Source organism: Streptacidiphilus sp. ASG 303, from assembly GCF_020991365.1.
Taxonomy (GTDB): domain Bacteria; phylum Actinomycetota; class Actinomycetes; order Streptomycetales; family Streptomycetaceae; genus Peterkaempfera.
In genome coordinates this window covers 28,600-45,193 of the sequence record NZ_JAJLRA010000011.1, presented here as the reverse complement: position 1 = coordinate 45,193, position 16,594 = coordinate 28,600, and the positions used below count along the sequence as shown (strand labels likewise).

General features: G+C 77.3%; 13 protein-coding genes. 10 read left to right on the top strand and 3 right to left on the bottom strand.

Features of this window, described 5'->3' with window-relative positions; genetic code table 11:
* The first annotated feature begins 73 nt into the window (after positions 1-73).
* Positions 74-1,177, top strand: a complete 1,104-nt coding sequence (locus LO771_RS16265; RefSeq protein ID WP_230653010.1) for a hypothetical protein — start codon at positions 74-76, stop codon at positions 1,175-1,177.
* Positions 1,178-1,211: 34 nt separating this feature from the next.
* On the opposite strand, the gene LO771_RS16260 is transcribed toward LO771_RS16265, so the two are convergent.
* Positions 1,212-2,543 (bottom strand): nucleotide sugar dehydrogenase, encoded by a 1,332-nt coding sequence (locus LO771_RS16260; protein ID WP_230653009.1) that lies wholly within the window; start codon positions 2,541-2,543, stop codon positions 1,212-1,214.
* Between the two features lie 341 nt (positions 2,544-2,884).
* Here LO771_RS16260 and mfd point away from each other — a divergent pair, with 341 nt between their 5' ends.
* The 3 genes from mfd (at position 2,885) to LO771_RS16245 (ending at position 8,130) form a co-directional block, all read left to right on the top strand.
* Entirely contained in the window at positions 2,885-6,502 is a 3,618-nt protein-coding gene (mfd, locus tag LO771_RS16255) for a transcription-repair coupling factor (protein WP_230653007.1), read from the top strand.
* Positions 6,503-6,629: 127 nt separating this feature from the next.
* Positions 6,630-7,145, top strand: coding sequence for an NUDIX hydrolase (locus LO771_RS16250; RefSeq protein WP_304944825.1), 516 nt, complete (start codon positions 6,630-6,632; stop codon positions 7,143-7,145).
* Between the two features lie 94 nt (positions 7,146-7,239).
* A complete protein-coding gene (locus LO771_RS16245; protein ID WP_230653005.1) occupies positions 7,240-8,130 on the top strand; it encodes a hypothetical protein in 891 nt (296 codons plus the stop codon).
* A 13-nt stretch (positions 8,131-8,143) separates the two neighbouring features.
* Here the strand turns inward: LO771_RS16245 and LO771_RS30700 are convergent, their stop codons facing one another.
* On the bottom strand, positions 8,144-8,725 hold the full coding sequence (locus tag LO771_RS30700; RefSeq protein WP_255744438.1) for a DUF4352 domain-containing protein: 582 nt from the start codon (positions 8,723-8,725) through the stop codon (positions 8,144-8,146).
* A gap of 220 nt (positions 8,726-8,945) precedes the next feature.
* Here LO771_RS30700 and LO771_RS16235 point away from each other — a divergent pair, with 220 nt between their 5' ends.
* From LO771_RS16235 to LO771_RS16215, 5 genes are all read left to right on the top strand, one after another.
* Positions 8,946-9,683: a hypothetical protein gene (locus LO771_RS16235; protein ID WP_230653003.1), complete on the top strand. Its 738-nt coding sequence runs from the start codon at positions 8,946-8,948 to the stop codon at positions 9,681-9,683.
* A complete protein-coding gene (locus tag LO771_RS16230; RefSeq protein ID WP_308188923.1) occupies positions 9,680-11,458 on the top strand; it encodes a serine/threonine-protein kinase in 1,779 nt (592 codons plus the stop codon). Before LO771_RS16235 ends, LO771_RS16230 begins: the two co-directional genes overlap by 4 nt.
* A gap of 317 nt (positions 11,459-11,775) precedes the next feature.
* Positions 11,776-12,435, top strand: a complete 660-nt coding sequence (locus LO771_RS16225; RefSeq protein ID WP_230653001.1) for a SurA N-terminal domain-containing protein — start codon at positions 11,776-11,778, stop codon at positions 12,433-12,435.
* 77 nt (positions 12,436-12,512) lie between these two features.
* On the top strand, positions 12,513-12,791 hold the full coding sequence (locus LO771_RS16220; RefSeq protein ID WP_230652999.1) for a DUF6479 family protein: 279 nt from the start codon (positions 12,513-12,515) through the stop codon (positions 12,789-12,791).
* 284 nt (positions 12,792-13,075) lie between these two features.
* Positions 13,076-14,065 carry a MazG family protein gene (locus LO771_RS16215; protein ID WP_230653249.1) on the top strand — a complete coding sequence of 330 codons (990 nt, stop codon included), beginning with the start codon at positions 13,076-13,078 and terminating at the stop codon, positions 14,063-14,065.
* A 104-nt stretch (positions 14,066-14,169) separates the two neighbouring features.
* On the opposite strand, the gene LO771_RS16210 is transcribed toward LO771_RS16215, so the two are convergent.
* On the bottom strand, positions 14,170-15,045 hold the full coding sequence (locus LO771_RS16210) for an SDR family oxidoreductase (RefSeq protein ID WP_230652997.1): 876 nt from the start codon (positions 15,043-15,045) through the stop codon (positions 14,170-14,172).
* A 196-nt stretch (positions 15,046-15,241) separates the two neighbouring features.
* Between LO771_RS16210 and LO771_RS16205 the strand changes: the two genes are divergently transcribed.
* Positions 15,242-16,495 carry a cytochrome P450 gene (locus LO771_RS16205; protein ID WP_230652995.1) on the top strand — a complete coding sequence of 418 codons (1,254 nt, stop codon included), beginning with the start codon at positions 15,242-15,244 and terminating at the stop codon, positions 16,493-16,495.
* Positions 16,496-16,594: the final 99 nt, after the last annotated feature.

Below are 16,594 nucleotides of genomic sequence, written 5' to 3'. Positions count from 1 at the left end.
AACTTGGGGGTCAAAACGGATCAAAAGTGATCAGGTTGCTTCCTGGTCGCTGGCGACGAGGGGAGCAGCACCGATGAGCGACGCCGTCTCTGCGTACGACTTCACCACGGCCCGGCGCGGCTACGCGCCGGAACAGGTGGCGCGTGCGGTCACGGCGCTGGTCACCCAGCGGGACGAGGCCTGGGAGCGCCTCAGCATCCTGGGGGCCCGCATCCGCGAGATGGAGGCGGAGCTGGCCGCCGCGGTGCAGGCCGCCGAGGAGGCCCCGCCGCCCGACTTCTCGCAGCTGAGCGCGCGGGCCGCCGGCCTGCTCTCCGGTGCCGAGGCCGAGGCGGAGACCGTGGTGCAGGAGGCCGAGCGCGCCGCCGCCCAGCTGCACCGCCTCGCCGTCCAGGAGGCCCAGCGGCAGTCCGGCCACGCCGCCGAGGCGGCGGGCGCCGCCCGCGCCGGGGCGGACGCCGACGCCGAGCAGCTCCTGGAGCAGGCCCGCGCCGCCGCCGCGAAGCTCCGCGAGGAGGCCGCGCAGGAGAGCGGGGAACTGCTCGCGGCCGCCGAGCGGGACGCCGCCGCGGTGCGCGGGCGCGCCGAGCAGGAGGCCGAGCGGTCCCGGTCCGAGCTCGCCGCCCGGCAGAAGGCCGCCGACGAGGAGGCCGCCGCCTCGCTCGCCCGCGAGGAGGAGCTGGAGGAGCGGATCAACGCCGTCGCCGAGCGCCGCGACCAGGAGTCCGCCCGCCACCGCCAGTCCGTCCTGGCCCGCGTCTCCGAGATCGACGAGGAGGCCCGGGTCCGCGCCGAGCGCATCCTGGACCGGGCCCGCCAGGAGGCCGAGCGGATCACCGCCGCCTCCGAGCGCGAGCAGCGGACGTACGAGGAGCGCCAGGAACTGGTGCAGGTGCACCTGGACCACATCCGGCAGACCCTGTCGGCGCTGACCAACATGCCCACCGCGGCGGGCGCGGGCACGGCCGCGTTCTCCGTCCCGGCGCCGGCCGCGGAGGCCCTGCCGGTCGCCGCCGCCGCCGTCCGGCCGGTGCGGAGCGTGGGCGCCGTCGACGGCGTGCCGCACGACCCCGCGCACGACCCCGACTCGGACACCGCCGAGATCCCGCTCCCGGCCGCCCCGCCGCCCCCGGCCCAGCGCACCGGCTCCGCCGGGGAGGAGCGCCGGGCGGGCTGACCGGCGCCGCACCCCCGGCGGGGCCGGCGCGGCCCTAGAGGACCTCCACCGCCGCCCCGCTCAGGCGGCGGCGGCAGTCCAGCACGTAGCGGGCGTGCTGCGTGACGGCCGCGTAGTCGAACTCGTCGTGGTCCGCGAGCAGGACCACGGCGTCGGCCGCCGCCAGCTCCTCCGCCGTGGCCTCCACCCGCCGCACCGCGGCGAGCGCGTCCCCGTGCCCGGCGTCCGCCGCGGCGCGGGGGCCGGGCACCCGCGGCTCGCCGGACAGGCGGGGCTCGTCGACGTGCACCCCGGCGACCACGTGCGGGTCGGCGGCGCGGACCTCGGCGCCCATCCGGGTCAGCAGCCCGGCGACCCGGGCGGCCGGGGTCTCCCGGGCATCGCCGGTGTTCTTCTTGTAGGCCAGGCCCAGCAGCAGCACCCGGGAGCCCTTCACCGAGCGCTGCCGCTCGTTGAGGGCCTCCACCAGCCGCCGCACCACGTAGTCCGGCATGTGGCTGTTGACGTCGTTGGCCAGCTCCACGAACCGGAAGGGGTGCCCCAGCGCCCGCTCCACCCGCCACGACAGGTACGACGGGTCGATGGGCAGGCAGTGCCCGCCCACGCCCGGCCCCGGCGTGAACCGCAGGTAGCCGAAGGGCTTGGTGGAGGCGGCGTCGATGGCCTCCCACACGTCGATCCCCAGGTCGTGGGCGAACATCGCCAGCTCGTTGACCAGCGCGATGTTCACGTGGCGGAAGGTGTTCTCCAGCAGCTTGGTCAGCTCCGCCTCCTTGCAGGAGGAGACGGGCACGGTGCGCTCCACCAGCTGCCCGTAGAAGCCGTCGACCGCCGCCAGCGACGCCGCGTCCAGGCCGGAGACGACCTTCGGCGTGTTCTCCAGCCGCCACACCGGGTTGCCCGGGTCGATCCGCTCGGGGCTGTACCCGAGGTGGAAGTCGCGGCCCGCGGCGAGCCCGGAGCCCTCCTCCAGCAGCGGGGCCAGCAGCTCCTCCGTCGTCCCCGGGTACGTCGTCGACTCCAGCACCACCGTCGCCCCCGGCCGCAGGAAGCGGGCCAGCATCCGGGCGGAGGACTCGATGTACGACAGGTCCGGCGCGCCGTCGCGCAGCGGCGTCGGCACGGTGATCACCGCGACGTCGAACCCGGCCGCGTCCCGCGGGTCCGTGGACGGCAGGTACGAGCCCGCGTCCAGCAGGGGCCGCAGCCGCTCCGCCGGGATGTCCTCCACGTACGACTCGCCCACGGCGAGCCGCTTGACCCGCCGCTCGTCGACGTCGTAGCCGACGACCTCGTGCCCCACCTCGGCGGCCCGGACCGCCAGCGGCAGCCCCACGTACCCCTGGCCTGCGATCACGACGCGCATCGTGGAACAGCACCCCCCTCGTGACGGCGCCATCCCCACGCCGCCTTCACAGAATCAGCGTAGAGAGCGGCGCGGTCCGGCGGGGCCGTTTCCGGCGGAGCCGGGCCCGCCCCGCCCCCGCCGCACGGCGGGCCGCCCGCCCCGGGCGTACCCTGGGACCCCCGGCCCGCACCGCGTGCCGGGCGGTTCGCGTTGGGCGTCCCGGCGCCCCGCGGCGCCCGTCCCCACCCGGCCCGGGCCGCCGGGGCACCGGACCGCCGACGGCCCCGCACCCAGCACTCCGCACCCAGCCCCACCACCCCAGACCGCCACTGACCGGAAGCACGGGACAAGAAGACCCCATGACCCTGACCGGACTGCTCGACGTCGTCGCCCAGGACGCCGCCCTCGCCGAGGCCGTCGAGGCCGCCGCCACCGGCGCCCGCCGGCACCTCGACCTGGTGGGGCCGCCCGCCGCCCGCCCGTTCGCGATCGCCGCCCTGGCCCGCTCGCTCGCCGCGCGCGCCGCCGGGGACCGGGGCCGGCCGGTGCTCGCCGTCACCGCGACCGGCCGCGAGGCCGAGGACCTCGCCGCCGCGCTGCGCTCGCTGCTGCCGCCCGACGCCGTCGCCGACTTCCCCGCATGGGAGACCCTGCCGCACGAGCGGCTCTCCCCGCGCTCCGACACCGTCGGCCGCCGCCTCGCGGTGCTGCGCCGCATCGTGCACCCCCGCGCCGACGACCCGGCCGCCGGGCCGGTGCAGGTGGTCGTGGCGCCGGTCCGCTCCGTGCTCCAGCCGCAGGTCAGGGGCCTGGCGGATCTGGAGCCGGTGGCGCTCCGCCGCGGGGAGCAGCACGACCTGGAGGAGGTCGCCCGCCGCCTGGCCGCCGCCGCCTACCAGCGGGTCGAGCTGGTGGAGAAGCGCGGCGAGTTCGCCGTCCGCGGCGGCATCCTGGACGTCTTCCCGCCCACCGAGGAGCACCCGCTGCGGGTGGAGTTCTGGGGCGACGACGTCGAGGAGATCCGCTACTTCAAGGTCGCCGACCAGCGGTCCCTGGAGGTCGCCGAGCACGGCCTGTGGGCCCCGCCCTGCCGGGAGCTGCTGCTCACCGACGCCGTGCGCGCCCGCGCCGCCGAGCTGGCCGCCGCCCACCCCGAACTGGCCGAGATCCTCGACCGGATCGCCGAGGGCATCGCCGTGGAGGGCATGGAGTCGCTGGCCCCCGTGCTGGTCGACGACATGGAGCTGCTGCTGGACGTGCTGCCGCAGGGCAGCGTCGCCGTGGTCTGCGACCCCGAGCGGGTCCGCACCCGCGCCGCCGACCTGGTCGCCACCAGCCAGGAGTTCCTCCAGGCGTCGTGGGTGGCCGCGGCCTCCGGCGGCGACCGGCCCATCGACCTGGCCCCGATCGACGTCTCCGCCGCCTCCCTGTGGCCGCTGGCCGACGTCCGCGAGCACGCCGACGCGATCGGCCTGCCCTGGTGGTCCGTCAGCCCCTTCGCCACCAGCGACTCCGCCGACTCCTTCGAGGCCCGCCTCGACGCCGACCCCGACACCCTCACCCTCGGCATGCGCGCCGTGGAGGCGTACCGGGGCGACACCGCCCGCGCCATCGCCGACGCCAAGGAGCGCCTGGCCGACGGCTGGCGGGTCGTCATGGTCACCGAGGGCCACGGCCCGGCGAGCCGCATCGCCGAGATGCTCGGCGGCGAGGGCATCGGCGCCCGCCTGGTCGCCGACCTGGCCGCCGCCCCCGAGCCCGGCGTGGTGCACGTCTCCTGCGGCTCGATCGAGCACGGCCTGGTCGACGAGGCGCTGCGGCTGACCGTCGTCACCGAGACCGACCTGTCCGGCCAGAAGTCCTCCACCAAGGACATGCGGCGCATGCCGTCGCGCCGCCGCAACGCCATCGACCCGCTCGCCCTCCAGTCCGGCGACTTCGTCGTCCACGAGCAGCACGGCGTGGGCCGGTACGTGGAGATGGTGCAGCGCACGGTGCAGGGCGCCACCCGCGAGTACCTGGTGCTGGAGTACGCGCCCGCCAAGCGCGGCCTGCCCGGCGACCGGCTGTTCGTCCCCACCGACCAGCTCGACCAGGTCACCAAGTACGTCGGCGGCGAGGCGCCCTCGCTGCACCGGATCGGCGGCGCCGACTGGGCCAAGACCAAGTCGCGGGCGAAGAAGGCGGTCCGCGAGATCGCCGGCGACCTCATCCGGCTGTACTCGGCGCGGATGGCCGCCCCCGGCCACTCCTTCGGCGCCGACACCCCCTGGCAGCGGGAGCTGGAGGACGCCTTCCCGTACGCGGAGACCCCCGACCAGCTCACCACCATCGCCGAGGTCAAGGGCGACATGGAGAAGTCGGTCCCGATGGACCGGCTGATCTGCGGCGACGTCGGCTACGGCAAGACCGAGATCGCGGTGCGGGCCGCCTTCAAGGCGGTGCAGGACGGCAAGCAGGTCGCCGTGCTCGTCCCCACCACGCTGCTCGTGCAGCAGCACTTCTCGACCTTCTCCGAGCGGTACGCCAACTTCCCCGTCAGCGTCCGGGCCCTCTCCCGCTTCCAGACCGACACCGAGGCCAAGGCGGTGCTGGAGGGGCTGCGCGACGGCTCGGTGGACGTCGTCATCGGCACCCACCGCCTCTTCGCCTCCGAGACCCGCTTCAAGGACCTGGGCCTGGTCATCGTCGACGAGGAGCAGCGCTTCGGCGTGGAGCACAAGGAGCAGCTGAAGAAGCTCCGCGCCAACGTCGACGTGCTCACCATGTCGGCCACCCCCATCCCCCGCACCCTGGAGATGGCGGTCACCGGCATCCGCGAGATGTCCACCATCACCACCCCGCCGGAGGAGCGCCACCCGGTGCTGACCTTCGTCGGCCCCTACGACGACAAGCAGATCGCCGCCGCCGTCCGCCGCGAGCTGCTCCGCGAGGGCCAGGTCTTCTACATCCACAACCGGGTGGAGTCGATCGACAAGGCGGCGGCGCGGCTGAAGGACCTCGTCCCCGAGGCGCGGGTCGCCACCGCGCACGGGCAGATGGGGGAGACTCAGCTGGAGAAGGTCGTCGTCGACTTCTGGGAGAAGGAGTTCGACGTGCTGGTCTCCACCACGATCGTGGAGTCCGGCATCGACATCTCCAACGCCAACACCCTCATCGTGGAGCGCGGCGACACCTTCGGCCTCTCGCAGCTGCACCAGCTGCGCGGCCGCGTCGGCCGCGGCCGCGAGCGCGGGTACGCGTACTTCCTGTACCCGCCGGAGAAGCCGCTGACCGAGACCGCCCACGAGAGGCTCGCCACCATCGCCCAGCACACCGAGATGGGCGCCGGCATGTACGTCGCCATGAAGGACCTGGAGATCCGCGGCGCGGGCAACCTGCTGGGCGGCGAGCAGTCCGGCCACATCGCGGGCGTCGGCTTCGACCTCTACATGCGGATGGTGGGCGAGGCCGTCGCGGAGTTCCGCGAGCAGCTGGAGGGCGGCGGCGAGGCGGAGGAGGAGCCGCTGGAGGTCAAGATCGAGCTGCCCGTCGACGCGCACGTCCCGCACGACTACGCGCCCGGCGAGCGGCTGCGCCTCCAGGCGTACCGGTCCATCGCGGCGGTGAACTCCGAGGAGGACATCGCGCAGGTCCGCGAGGAGCTCACCGACCGCTACGGCCGCCTGCCGGAGCCGGTGGAGAACCTGCTGCTGGTGGCGGGCCTGCGGCTCTTCGCGCGGCGCTGCGGGATCAGCGACATCACCCTGCAGGGCTCCAACGTCCGCTTCGGGCCGGTGGAGCTGCGCGAGTCGCAGGAGCTGCGGCTGAACCGGCTCTACCCGCGCAGCCTCGTCAAGGGCGCGGCCCGGCAGCTGCTGGTGCCGCGGCCGACCACCGGGCGCATCGGCGGCAAGCCGGTCGTCGGGCGCGAACTGCTGGCCTGGTGCCGGGAGTTCCTCACCGCCATGTTCGACGAGCTGCCCGCGGCCCGCTGACGCCGCCGACTGCCGGCCGTCGGCTGTCGTCCGCCGTCCGCCGTCCGCCGCCCCCGGACCGGGCCCGCGATCCGCGGGTCCCGGTCCGGGGGCGCGGCCCGGGCCGCGCCGCGGGAAGGATGGGGCCATGGACCCCACCGTGATCGGCACGACGACCGTGCCGTGGATCCGCCCGCCGCACCGGATGGACCTCCTCCTCTCCGGCGCCCTGCCCGCCGGGCACACCGTCACCACGGCCTTCGTCCTCGCCCTGGACGGCGCCGGCCGCACCCTGCTCACCCGGGTCGACCGGCCCGGCCGCTCCTGGGAGGTGCCCGGCGGCCACCTGGACCCGGGGGAGCCCCCGCACGCGGCGGCGGCCCGCGAGCTCGCGGAGGAGACCGGCCTGGAGGCGGACCCGGCCCGGCTCGCCCTCCTCGGCGGCCAGCGGATCACCCTCCTCGGCACCCCGCCCGCCGACTACGCCTACCCGGCGCGGGCGTTCATGGCGTTCTACACGCTCCGCCTGGACGGGCCGGGCGCACCGACCCGCCCCCACCCCGCCTCCGAGTGCGCCGAGGCCGCCTGGGTCCCGCGCGCCGAGGTCCCGCTGCGCTGCCCGGACGCGGCCTGGCTCCCCCTCCACGCCGCCGCCTCCCGCTGACGGGGCGCCGCCGCGGGCGGGGCACCCGCGGCCGGGCGGCCGGACGCAGGGCCGCACGGACCGGGCGGGCGGCGCGGTCGCCTACGCTCTACGGGTGTTCACGGGTCTTGCGGCGGCGCTGGCCGCCGCGTTCTGCTTCGGGGTCGCGACGGTCCTCCAGGCGCTGGGCGCCCGCCGGGCGGCCACGGCCGGCACGGGGGCGGCCGGCGCCGGGGCGGGCGGCACGGGCGTGGGCGGCACGGTGCGGGCGATGGCCAACGCGCCCTTCGCGGCCGGCCTGGCGCTCGACGGGCTCGGCTTCGTCGCGCAGCTGGTGGCGCTGCGGACGCTGCCGCTGTACCTGGTGCAGGCCGCCCTCGCGGGCTCGCTGGCGGTGACCGCCGTGGCGGGCGCGCTGCTGCTGGGCGTGCGGCCGGGCCGCGCGGAGTGGCTCGGGGTGGCGGGGGTCTGCGGCGGTCTGGCGCTGCTCGGCGCGACGGCCGGCGCGGAGGGCCACCGGCAGCCGGGCGGGGCGTTCCACTGGGTGCTGCTGGCCGCCGTGGCCGTGCTGGCCGCGCTGGGCGCCGCCGCCTGGCGGCTGCGGGGGCCGGTCCGGGCGGGGGCGCTGGGCACGCTCTGCGGGTTCGGCTTCGGCCTGGTGGGCCTGGCGGTCCGGGTGCTGCCGGACGTCGCGCCGCCCGACGTGCTGCCGCTCCTGCGCGACCCGGCGCTGTACGCCCTCCTCGGCGGCGGCGCGGCGGCCTTCCTGCTGCTCACCGAGGCGGTGCGGGGCGGCTCGGTGACCGCGGCGACGGCGGGGATGGTGCTGGGCGAGACCGCCGTGCCGGCCCTGCTGGGCGTCCTGCTGCTGGGCGACACGACCCGCCACGGCATGGTGCCCCCCGCCGTGGCGGGCTTCGCCCTCGCCGTGGCGGGCGCGCTGGCGCTGGCCCGCTTCGGCGAGGTGGACGGCCCGGAGCCGTCCTCGGTCCCGGAGCCGTCCTGAGAGCCGTGCCGCGTCAGCGGACGTCCCACTGGCCGGTCTGGTCGGCGAAGCCGCTGTCCATGCCGAACTGGACCTTGTCGATCCGGGCGCCCTTCGGGACCTGGAAGGTGATGAAGCCCTTCGCGGTGCCGCCGGGGGCGATGTGCACGTCGGCGGGGAAGCCCGGGCCGGCGGCGGTGTCGGCGATCCAGGAGTCGAAGCCCTGGCCCTCGGCGTCGACGACCTTCGCGCCGTTCGACGGGGAGTCGCTGTAGGCCTTGCGGCCGGTGTTCCTGATCCGGAACTGCACGGCGACGAAGCGCTTCCCGGCGTCGGGGGTGTTGAACTCGTCCGCCCCCTTCGCCCTGTCGACGACCTTGAGCACGGTGACGTCGGCCGTGGTCTCCATGCCCTTGAGGGAGATGGTGTCGCCGACCTTCGCGGCCTTCCTCGGGGCGGCCTTGCGGGAGGCGCCGTTGCCCTGGGCCCTGTCGGCGGCGGCCGCCTTGGGGGCGGTGGAGACGGACTCCCCGGTGTCCGCGTTGCACGCGGTCGCGCCGAGGGCGACGAGGGCGGCGGAGAGGACGACGGCGGCGGTGCGGGCGGTGCGGAGCATGGTGGGACCCCCGGTTCGAGTGAGGACTCTTCCGTTCGAGCGATGAGTCAATGACAGCAGAGCATGTGAACTTCGTCAACAGAATCTCGGAGGCGGGGCGCGTACACGCGATTGCGGATCGGCCTCGGACCTCCGCGGAACCGCGTCCGTGCGTGCCCGGAGCGGTACGGTTTCCCCGGCACCGCCCCGCCGCCCCGCCCGTCCCCGCCCAGGAGCAGCCATGTACGGCCCGCAGCCCGGCACGAGCGCGCCGTACCCGGCCCCGCCCGGGCCGTCCCGCCCCGCGGTCAGGGTGCTCTGGGTCCTCCTGGCGGTGCTCACCTGCGGCGTGCTGGCCTTCGGCCCCGCCCTGTACCTGGCCGTGCGGCGCGGCCGCCTCCGCGACTGGGCCGGGGCGGCCTTCTTCACGGCCACCGCCGTCACCCTCTGCCTGTGCGCGGCCATCGGCGGCTCCAAGCCCAAGGGCGCCGCGTACGGCCCCGCCGACTACACCGGCATCACCATGATGGTCGTCGGACTCCTCCTGGCACCGGTGCACTTCCTCGTCATGGACCGGCCCCGGGAGTGGCAGGCCGCCGCCCCGCGCCCCGCCCCCTGGGCGGGCGGTCCGGCGCCGTACCCGCCCCTGCCGCAGCCCGGCTACGGGTACCCGCAGGTCCCCCCGCCGTACACGCCCACCGCCCACCGGCCGCAGCCGCAGCCGTACTCCGGGCCCCTGCCGTACGCCGGGCCCCTGCCGTACTCCGGCCCCGCCGCACCGCATCCCCCGGCCGCACCCGCACCCGCACCGGGCCTCGCACCCGCATCCGGCCCCCCACCCGCGCCCGTCGCCGACGACGGCGACGCGGCCGCCCGCGCCGAGCTGCGCGAACTGGGCGAGCTGCTGCGCCGCCAGGCCGCCGACGGCGACCCCGGGCCCGGCCCGGCCCCCGCCCCCTGGCGGGACGGACCCCGGTGACCGCCCGCGACCGGCTGGTGGGCGGCCGCTACCGCCTCGCCGAGAAGATCGGCCACGGCGGGATGGGCCAGGTGTGGGCGGCCTACGACGAACAGCTCGACCGCCGGGTCGCGGTCAAGCTCCTCCGCACCGACCTCGCCCTCGCCGACGACGGCCGCGGCACCGGGACCGCCCGCACCGAGCTGCGCGAGCGGTTCCGCCGGGAGTGCCGGGTGACGGCCGGCCTCGACCACCCCGGCCTGGTCACCGTCTACGACGCCGGCGAGGACGGCGACGACCTCTACCTGGTCATGCAGCGCGTCCCCGGGCTCAGCCTCGCCGACCTCGTCGCCGAGGACGGCCCGCTGCCCGTGGCGCGCGCGGTCGCCGTCGCCGCCCAGGTCTGCGCCGCGCTGGCCGCCGTGCACGCCGTGCCGGTGGTCCACCGCGACCTCAAGCCCAGCAACGTGATGGTCCGCGACGACGGCCGCGTCGTCGTGCTCGACCTGGGCATCGCCGCCGTCCTCGAACCGGACGCCACCCGCCTCACCCGCACCGGCGGCCTGGTCGGCAGCCCCCCGTACATGGCACCCGAGCAGGCCCTGTCCGCCACCGCCGACCCGCGCAGCGACCTCTACGCCCTCGGCTGCATGCTGCACGAGATGCTCTGCGGCGAGCCGCCGTTCCGCGCGCCCACCGCGCTCGGGGTGCTCCACCGGCACGCCGACGACCCGCCCGTGCCGCTGCGCGAGCTCCGCCCCGAGGTCCCCGCCGCCCTGGAGGCGCTGGTGCTGGCGCTGCTCGCCAAGCAGCCCCGCGACCGGCCCGCCGACGCCCAGGAGGTCTACCGCCTGCTGCTGCCGCTGCTCCCGGCCGCCGAGGCCGACCCGGCGGCGGCGCTGCGCCCGTACGGGCCGCTCCCGGACCCCTCCCGCCCGTACCGCCACCCGCTGGCCCCCCAGCCGGTCGCCCCCCGGCCCGCAGCCCCGCAGCCCGCCGGACCGTCCGCCGCCGGACCGTCCGCGCCGCGTCCCCCCGGGCCCGGCCGGCCCGCGCCCTCCCCGTACGCCGACGGCGCCGCGTCCCGCGACGGGACCGGCACGGGCCTCGCCGACGCCTGCCGCCGGGTGCCCGAGCTGCTCGACGCCGGACGCCTCAGCGAGGTCATCGACCTGGCCGCCCGCGTCCTGCCCGCCGCCGGGAAGCGGCACGGCGACGAGGCGCCCCTGGTGCGCACGCTGCGCCGCGTGTACGCCCGCACCCTGCTGGTGGAGCGCCGGTACCGGACGGCGCTGCCCGAGTGGCGGCTGCTGGCCCGCGCGGCCGCCGCCGAGCGCGGGCCGGACGACGCCGAGGCGCTGGAGTGCCGCCGCCAGGCCGCGGTATGCCTGGAGCAGCTGGGGGAGAACGCCGCGGCGCTGGCCGAGTACCGGGAGCTGCTGCCGCTCCTCCAGGCCCGGCTGGACCGCGGCCTCGACCACGACCCCGGCCGCGTCCTCGACCTGCGCGAGCGCGTCGGCAGGCTGCTCGCCGCCGAGGGGGACCCGCGCGGGGCCCGCGAGGTCCTGCTGCAGCTGCTGCTCGACGAGGAGCGCCGCCACGGCCCGCACCACCCCGGCGTGGTGCGGCTGCGCGAGGGGCTGGAGTGGGTGCAGCGCGGGCTGCGGGCCCCCGCGTCCGCCCCGCCGGTGCCCGACCCGCGCCCCGACCCGCGCAGCGGGTCCTGGCCCGCCGTGCGGCCGGGGCCCGTCCCCGGCAACCCGTACGCCTCCGACGGGGGCCGGTCCGGCCCGTGAGGCCGCGCGCCCCCGCCGTCCGGCGGCCCTGAACGGCCGGACCGGCCCCCGGACGGGCCGCCGTCCGGGGGCCGCGGCGCCGCGATCGGGTGAATGCATGGCCTTCGCACCCCGCCGTACCTATCCTTCCTCCCGGCGCCGTGCGCACCGCACGCCCCGCCGGCACGACCCGCCCCACCCGCACGACGACCGCACGACCGCCCCGGGACCGCCCCGGGACCGCGCCGGACCGGGCGGACGGCCGCACCGCACGACCGCACCACGCGCACGCAGGACACGACCGCAGGACACACCGCACGCCACCGCCGGGAGGCTCCGTGATCCGCATCCCCGTCCCCGACCGCCCCGCGGCGCCCGCGCGCCGCCGGGCCACCGCCGTCGCCGGTGCGGTGCTCGCCGCCGCCGCGCTCACCGCCTGCGGCGGCACCGCGAACCCCGGCACGGCCGCCGTGGTCGGCGACCACCGGATCACCACCTCCGCCGTCCAGGCCCGGATCGTGCAGTGGCGGGACGCCGCCGCCCGGGAGAACCACGGCAGCGCCCAGGCCGAGAACGGCGGCCTGGCCCGCAACACCGTGAGCGACATGGTCCTCTCCGACCTGGTCGCCGCCGCCCTGGAGCGGCACGGGCTCACCGTCACCCCCGGCGAGGTCGAGCAGGCCCGCACCGCCGACGCACGCCAGCTCGGCGGCGAGGCGGCCCTGCAGCGCGCCCTGCTGGAGCAGAAGGGCATCGCCCCGGAGGCGGCGGACGACTTCTACCGGCAGGTCCTCGGCATGCGGAAGCTCGCCGGACTGTCCGGCCAGGACATCGGCACCCAGCAGGGCGCCGAGGCGGTCCGCCGGGAGCTGTCCGGCACCGCCCGCAGCCTCGGGGTGCGGGTCAACCCCCGCTACGGCGCCTGGGACCCGCGGAAGGCGGCCTTCACGGACGTCTCCGAGGACTGGATCCACGACCAGGGCTCCCTGCCCTCCTGACCCGGTCGGACCCGTGCGCATCGGGCGGGTCCGCCCCGTGTGCACGGGTCCGCCCCGGGTAGGCGGGGATCATGCCGATGGAAGCAGCAGTGGTCAGCGACGTGAAGCCCGCGGTCGTGGTGATCATCGTGATTGGCGTCCTGATCGTCGTGGCCCTGGTCGCGGCCTTCATCGCCGGGTACCGCCGCAAGCAGGAGGAGCCCCCGCCGCCGGTCTCGCACGGGCCGGGCAGCGAGTCGTGGGAGACCCCGGAGGAGCACGAGCGGCACCGGCGCGGGGCGCAGCAGCCCGGCGCCCCCGCCGGCCGTGAGCAGGGCCGGGGACGCCGCCGGGAGCACGACGGCCCGGCGCACTGACGCCGGTCGGCCGCGGGCCGCACCGCCGCGCCCGGCGGCGCCTCGGCGCCGCCGGGCGGTAGGTTCGTGGGGTGGCCCAGACGAGCGACCAGACGAGCGACCGGACGAGTGACCAGGCGAGCGACCGGACCGATGCCCGGGCCGGCGAACGGCCCGGCGGCCCGCACCCGCACGCCTCCGAGCACCCGGCCCCCTCCGCGCAGCCTCCCCGGCCCCCCGCGCCCGCGCCGGGGGCCCTCGACGTCCGCGACGGACCCGCGCCCGCTGCCGCAGGCCGGCTCGTCCTGCTGACCACCACCCACCGCGTCGCCCCCGGCCTGCTCTCCTGGCCCGCCTGGGAGGCCCTGCGCGGCGCCGACCTCGTCCTGGCCGGCGACCCCGCCCACCCCCAGCTCCCCGCCGTGCGGCAGGCGGGCGTGCGGGTCGGCCAGTACGCCCCCGCCTCCGTGCCCGCCCTCGCCCGCGGCCTCGCCGAGGCGGCCGCGGCGCCCGGCCGCACCGTCGTCTGGATCGGCGGCTCCGACGGCGACCCCGGCCTCACCGACGCCCTCGCCCGCCTCGCGGTCGAGGGCGGCCTCGACGCGGTGCCCGAGATCGAGCTCCTGCCCGGCTCCTACGACCTGCCCGGCGCCCGCCTGCTGGACCTGGTCGCGGTGATGGACCGGCTGCGCTCGCCCGGCGGCTGCCCGTGGGACGCCGGGCAGACCCACGGCTCGCTCGTGAGGTTCCTGGTCGAGGAGGCCTTCGAGCTCGTCGAGGCCATCGAGGAGGGCGACCGCGGACTGCTCCGCGAGGAGTTGGGCGACGTGCTCCTCCAGGTCCTCTTCCACGCCCGGATCGCCGAGGAGGACCCCGACGAGCCGTTCGGCATCGACGACGTCGCCGCCGGGCTGGTCGAGAAGCTGATGTACCGGCACCCCCACGTCTTCGGCGGCGCCGACGCGGAGACGCCCGCCGAGGTCGAGGCCAACTGGGACCGGCTCAAGGCGGCCGAGAAGCAGCGCGACTCCGCCGTGGACGGCGTGCCGCTGGCCCAGCCCGCCCTCGCCCTCGCCGCCAAGCTGGTCTCCCGGGCCCGCAAGGCCGGTCTGGACGTGCCGGCGGGCTCCTCCGCCGCGCTCCCCGCGGGCGCGGCGGAGGAGGACCTCGGCGACGCCCTGCTGGGCCTGGCCGCCCTGGCCCAGTCCGAGGGGGTCGACCCCGAGGCGGCGCTGCGCGCGGCGGCCCGCCGCTACCGCGACGCCGTGCGGGCGGCGGAGCGCCGGACCGGCTGAGGGCCCGGCCGGCTGAGGGCCCGGCCGGCTGAGGGCCGGGCCGCCGGGGAACCGCTGCCGGGCCGGGCGCCGGGCCCCCGCGCCCGGCGGCCCGGCGGCCCGGATCAGAGGACGGGCTCGGCCACGCCGTCGCGCCGCTCGGTGGCGGCAGCATCCCCGCCGGCCGGGGCCGCGTCCGCGGCGTCCGCCCCCGGACGCAGCACGACGCCGCCCACGGCCTCCCGCATGCCCGCCAGCCAGGCGTCGCGGTCCGCGACGCGGCCCTGCTCGTAGCGGGCCACCTCGGGGTGCGGCAGGATCAGGAACCGCTCCTCGGCCAGCCCGGCGACGACGGCCGCGGCCACGTCGTCCGGCTCCAGCATCGGGCCGAACGCCTTCAGCACGGCCTCCACGCCGGGGTCGGCGGTCATCCCGGTCCGCACGCCCTGCGGGCACAGCACGCTCACCCCGACGCCCCGCCCGCCGTACGTCATCGACAGCCACTCGGCGAACGCCACCGCCGCGTGCTTGGTGACGCTGTACGGCGCGTCCCCCGGCATGGTCAGCAGGCCGGCCGCCGAGGCGGTGTTCAGCAGCCAGCCCCGGCCCCGGGCGAGCATGCCGGGGACGACGGCGCGCGCCGCGTACACGTGGGACATCACGTTGACGTCCCACGCGGCCTGCCAGAGGGCGTCGGGCGCGTCGATCCCGCGCGCGGTGCCGACGCCCGCGTTGCTGCAGAACAGGTCGATCGGCCCGAGGTGCTTCTCGGCCGTGTCCACGAGGGCCTTCACGTCGCTCTCGCGGGAGACGTCGCTGCCGACGCCGACCGCGCGGCAGCCGTCCCGGTCCAGCTCGCCGGCGAGGTCCTCCACCGCGTCCGCGTCCAGGTCGGCGAGCAGCAGCCCGGCCGCGCCCTCCGCCGCGAAGCGCCGCGCGAGCGCCGCGCCGATCCCGCCCGCCGCCCCGGTGACGACCGCCACCGCACCGCGTACCTGCATGGAACGCTCCTCCCTGCGGCCGGCGTCGCCCTGTCCGGCCGCTGCATCGCACTGCCGGGGATCGTAGGCGCACCACCACCCGCCGCAACAGGCCCTTTCCGGCAGGTGACCAGGCTCACGCGCCCGCCGGATGCGTGCGCCGCCACCCCGCCGGAGGCGTGCGGTCCGGCCCCGCCGGAGGCGTTAGGTTCGGGGGATGCCGGCACCGCACGCCCCCGCCCTGTTCACCTTCGAGTTCGCCGCCGACCCGTACCCCGCGTACGCGTGGCTGCGCGAGCACGCCCCGGTGCACCGCACCACCCTGCCCAGCGGGGTCGACGCCTGGCTCGTCACCCGGTACGCGGACGCCCGGCAGGCGCTCGCCGACGCCCGGCTCTCCAAGGACCCGGCGCACCACAGCGAGCAGGCCCACCGCTCCGGCCGGGTCGGCATCCCCGGCGAGCGCAGCGCGGACCTGATGACGCACCTGCTCAACATCGACCCGCCGGACCACACCCGGCTGCGGCGGCTGGTCTCCAAGGCGTTCACCCCGCGCCGGGTGGCCGAGTTCGAGCCGCGGGTGCAGCAGCTCACCGACCGGCTGATCGACTCCTTCGCGGCGCGCGGCAGCGCCGACCTCATCCACGAGTTCGCCTTCCCGCTGCCCATCCACGCCATCTGCGACCTGCTGGGCGTGCCGGCCGAGGACCAGGACGACTTCCGCGACTGGGCGGGCATGATGATCCGCCACGGCGGCGGCCCGCGCGGCGGCGTCGCCCGCGCCGTGAAGCGGATGCGGACCTACCTGGCGGAGCTCATCCACCGCAAGCGGGCCGCGCTGACCGCGGAGCCGCAGCCGGGCGAGGACCTGATCTCCGGCCTGATCCGGGCGAGCGACCACGGCGAGCACCTCACCGAGAACGAGGCCGCCGCCATGGCCTTCATCCTGCTCTTCGCCGGCTTCGAGACCACCGTCAACCTCATCGGCAACGGCACCTACGCCCTGCTGCGGAACCCCGGCCAGCGCGCCCTCCTCCAGGCGTCGCTCCGGGCGGGCGACACCGCCCTGCTGGCCGGCGCGGTGGAGGAGCTGCTGCGCTACGACGGCCCGGTGGAGCTGGCCACCTGGCGGTTCGCCACCACACCGCTCACCATCGGCGGCACCGCGATCCCGGCGGGCGACCCGGTGCTGGTGGTCCTCGCCGCCGCCGACCGCGACCCGGCCCGCTTCGACGGCCCCGACACCCTGGACCTCGCCCGCCGCGACAACCCCCACCTCGGCTTCGGCCACGGCATCCACTACTGCCTGGGGGCGCCCCTGGCCCGCCTGGAGGCGCAGGCCGCCCTGGCGACCCTGCTCACCCGCCTCCCCGACCTGGGGCTCGCCGCCGCACCGGAGGACCTGCGCTGGCGCGGCGGCCTCATCATGCGCGGCCTGCGCGAGCTGCCGGTCCGCTTCACCCCGGAGTGACGGCCCGTCGGACCGGCCGGAGCGGGCGGACCGGCCGGGCGGCAGCCCCGCCAAAAGGGCATCAAGTGCATTCCGGACATGGCTGACGAGCCGGGGCGG

Coding starts and splice junctions, on each gene's coding strand:
- LO771_RS16265 (WP_230653010.1), top strand. CDS start 74: ATGAGCGACGCCGTCTCTGCGTACGACTTCACCACGGCCCGGCGCGGC.
- LO771_RS16260 (WP_230653009.1), bottom strand. CDS start 2,543: ATGCGCGTCGTGATCGCAGGCCAGGGGTACGTGGGGCTGCCGCTGGCG.
- mfd (WP_230653007.1), top strand. CDS start 2,885: ATGACCCTGACCGGACTGCTCGACGTCGTCGCCCAGGACGCCGCCCTC.
- LO771_RS16250 (WP_304944825.1), top strand. CDS start 6,630: ATGGACCCCACCGTGATCGGCACGACGACCGTGCCGTGGATCCGCCCG.
- LO771_RS30700 (WP_255744438.1), bottom strand. CDS start 8,725: ATGCTCCGCACCGCCCGCACCGCCGCCGTCGTCCTCTCCGCCGCCCTC.
- LO771_RS16235 (WP_230653003.1), top strand. CDS start 8,946: ATGTACGGCCCGCAGCCCGGCACGAGCGCGCCGTACCCGGCCCCGCCC.
- LO771_RS16220 (WP_230652999.1), top strand. CDS start 12,513: ATGGAAGCAGCAGTGGTCAGCGACGTGAAGCCCGCGGTCGTGGTGATC.
- LO771_RS16210 (WP_230652997.1), bottom strand. CDS start 15,045: ATGCAGGTACGCGGTGCGGTGGCGGTCGTCACCGGGGCGGCGGGCGGG.
- LO771_RS16205 (WP_230652995.1), top strand. CDS start 15,242: ATGCCGGCACCGCACGCCCCCGCCCTGTTCACCTTCGAGTTCGCCGCC.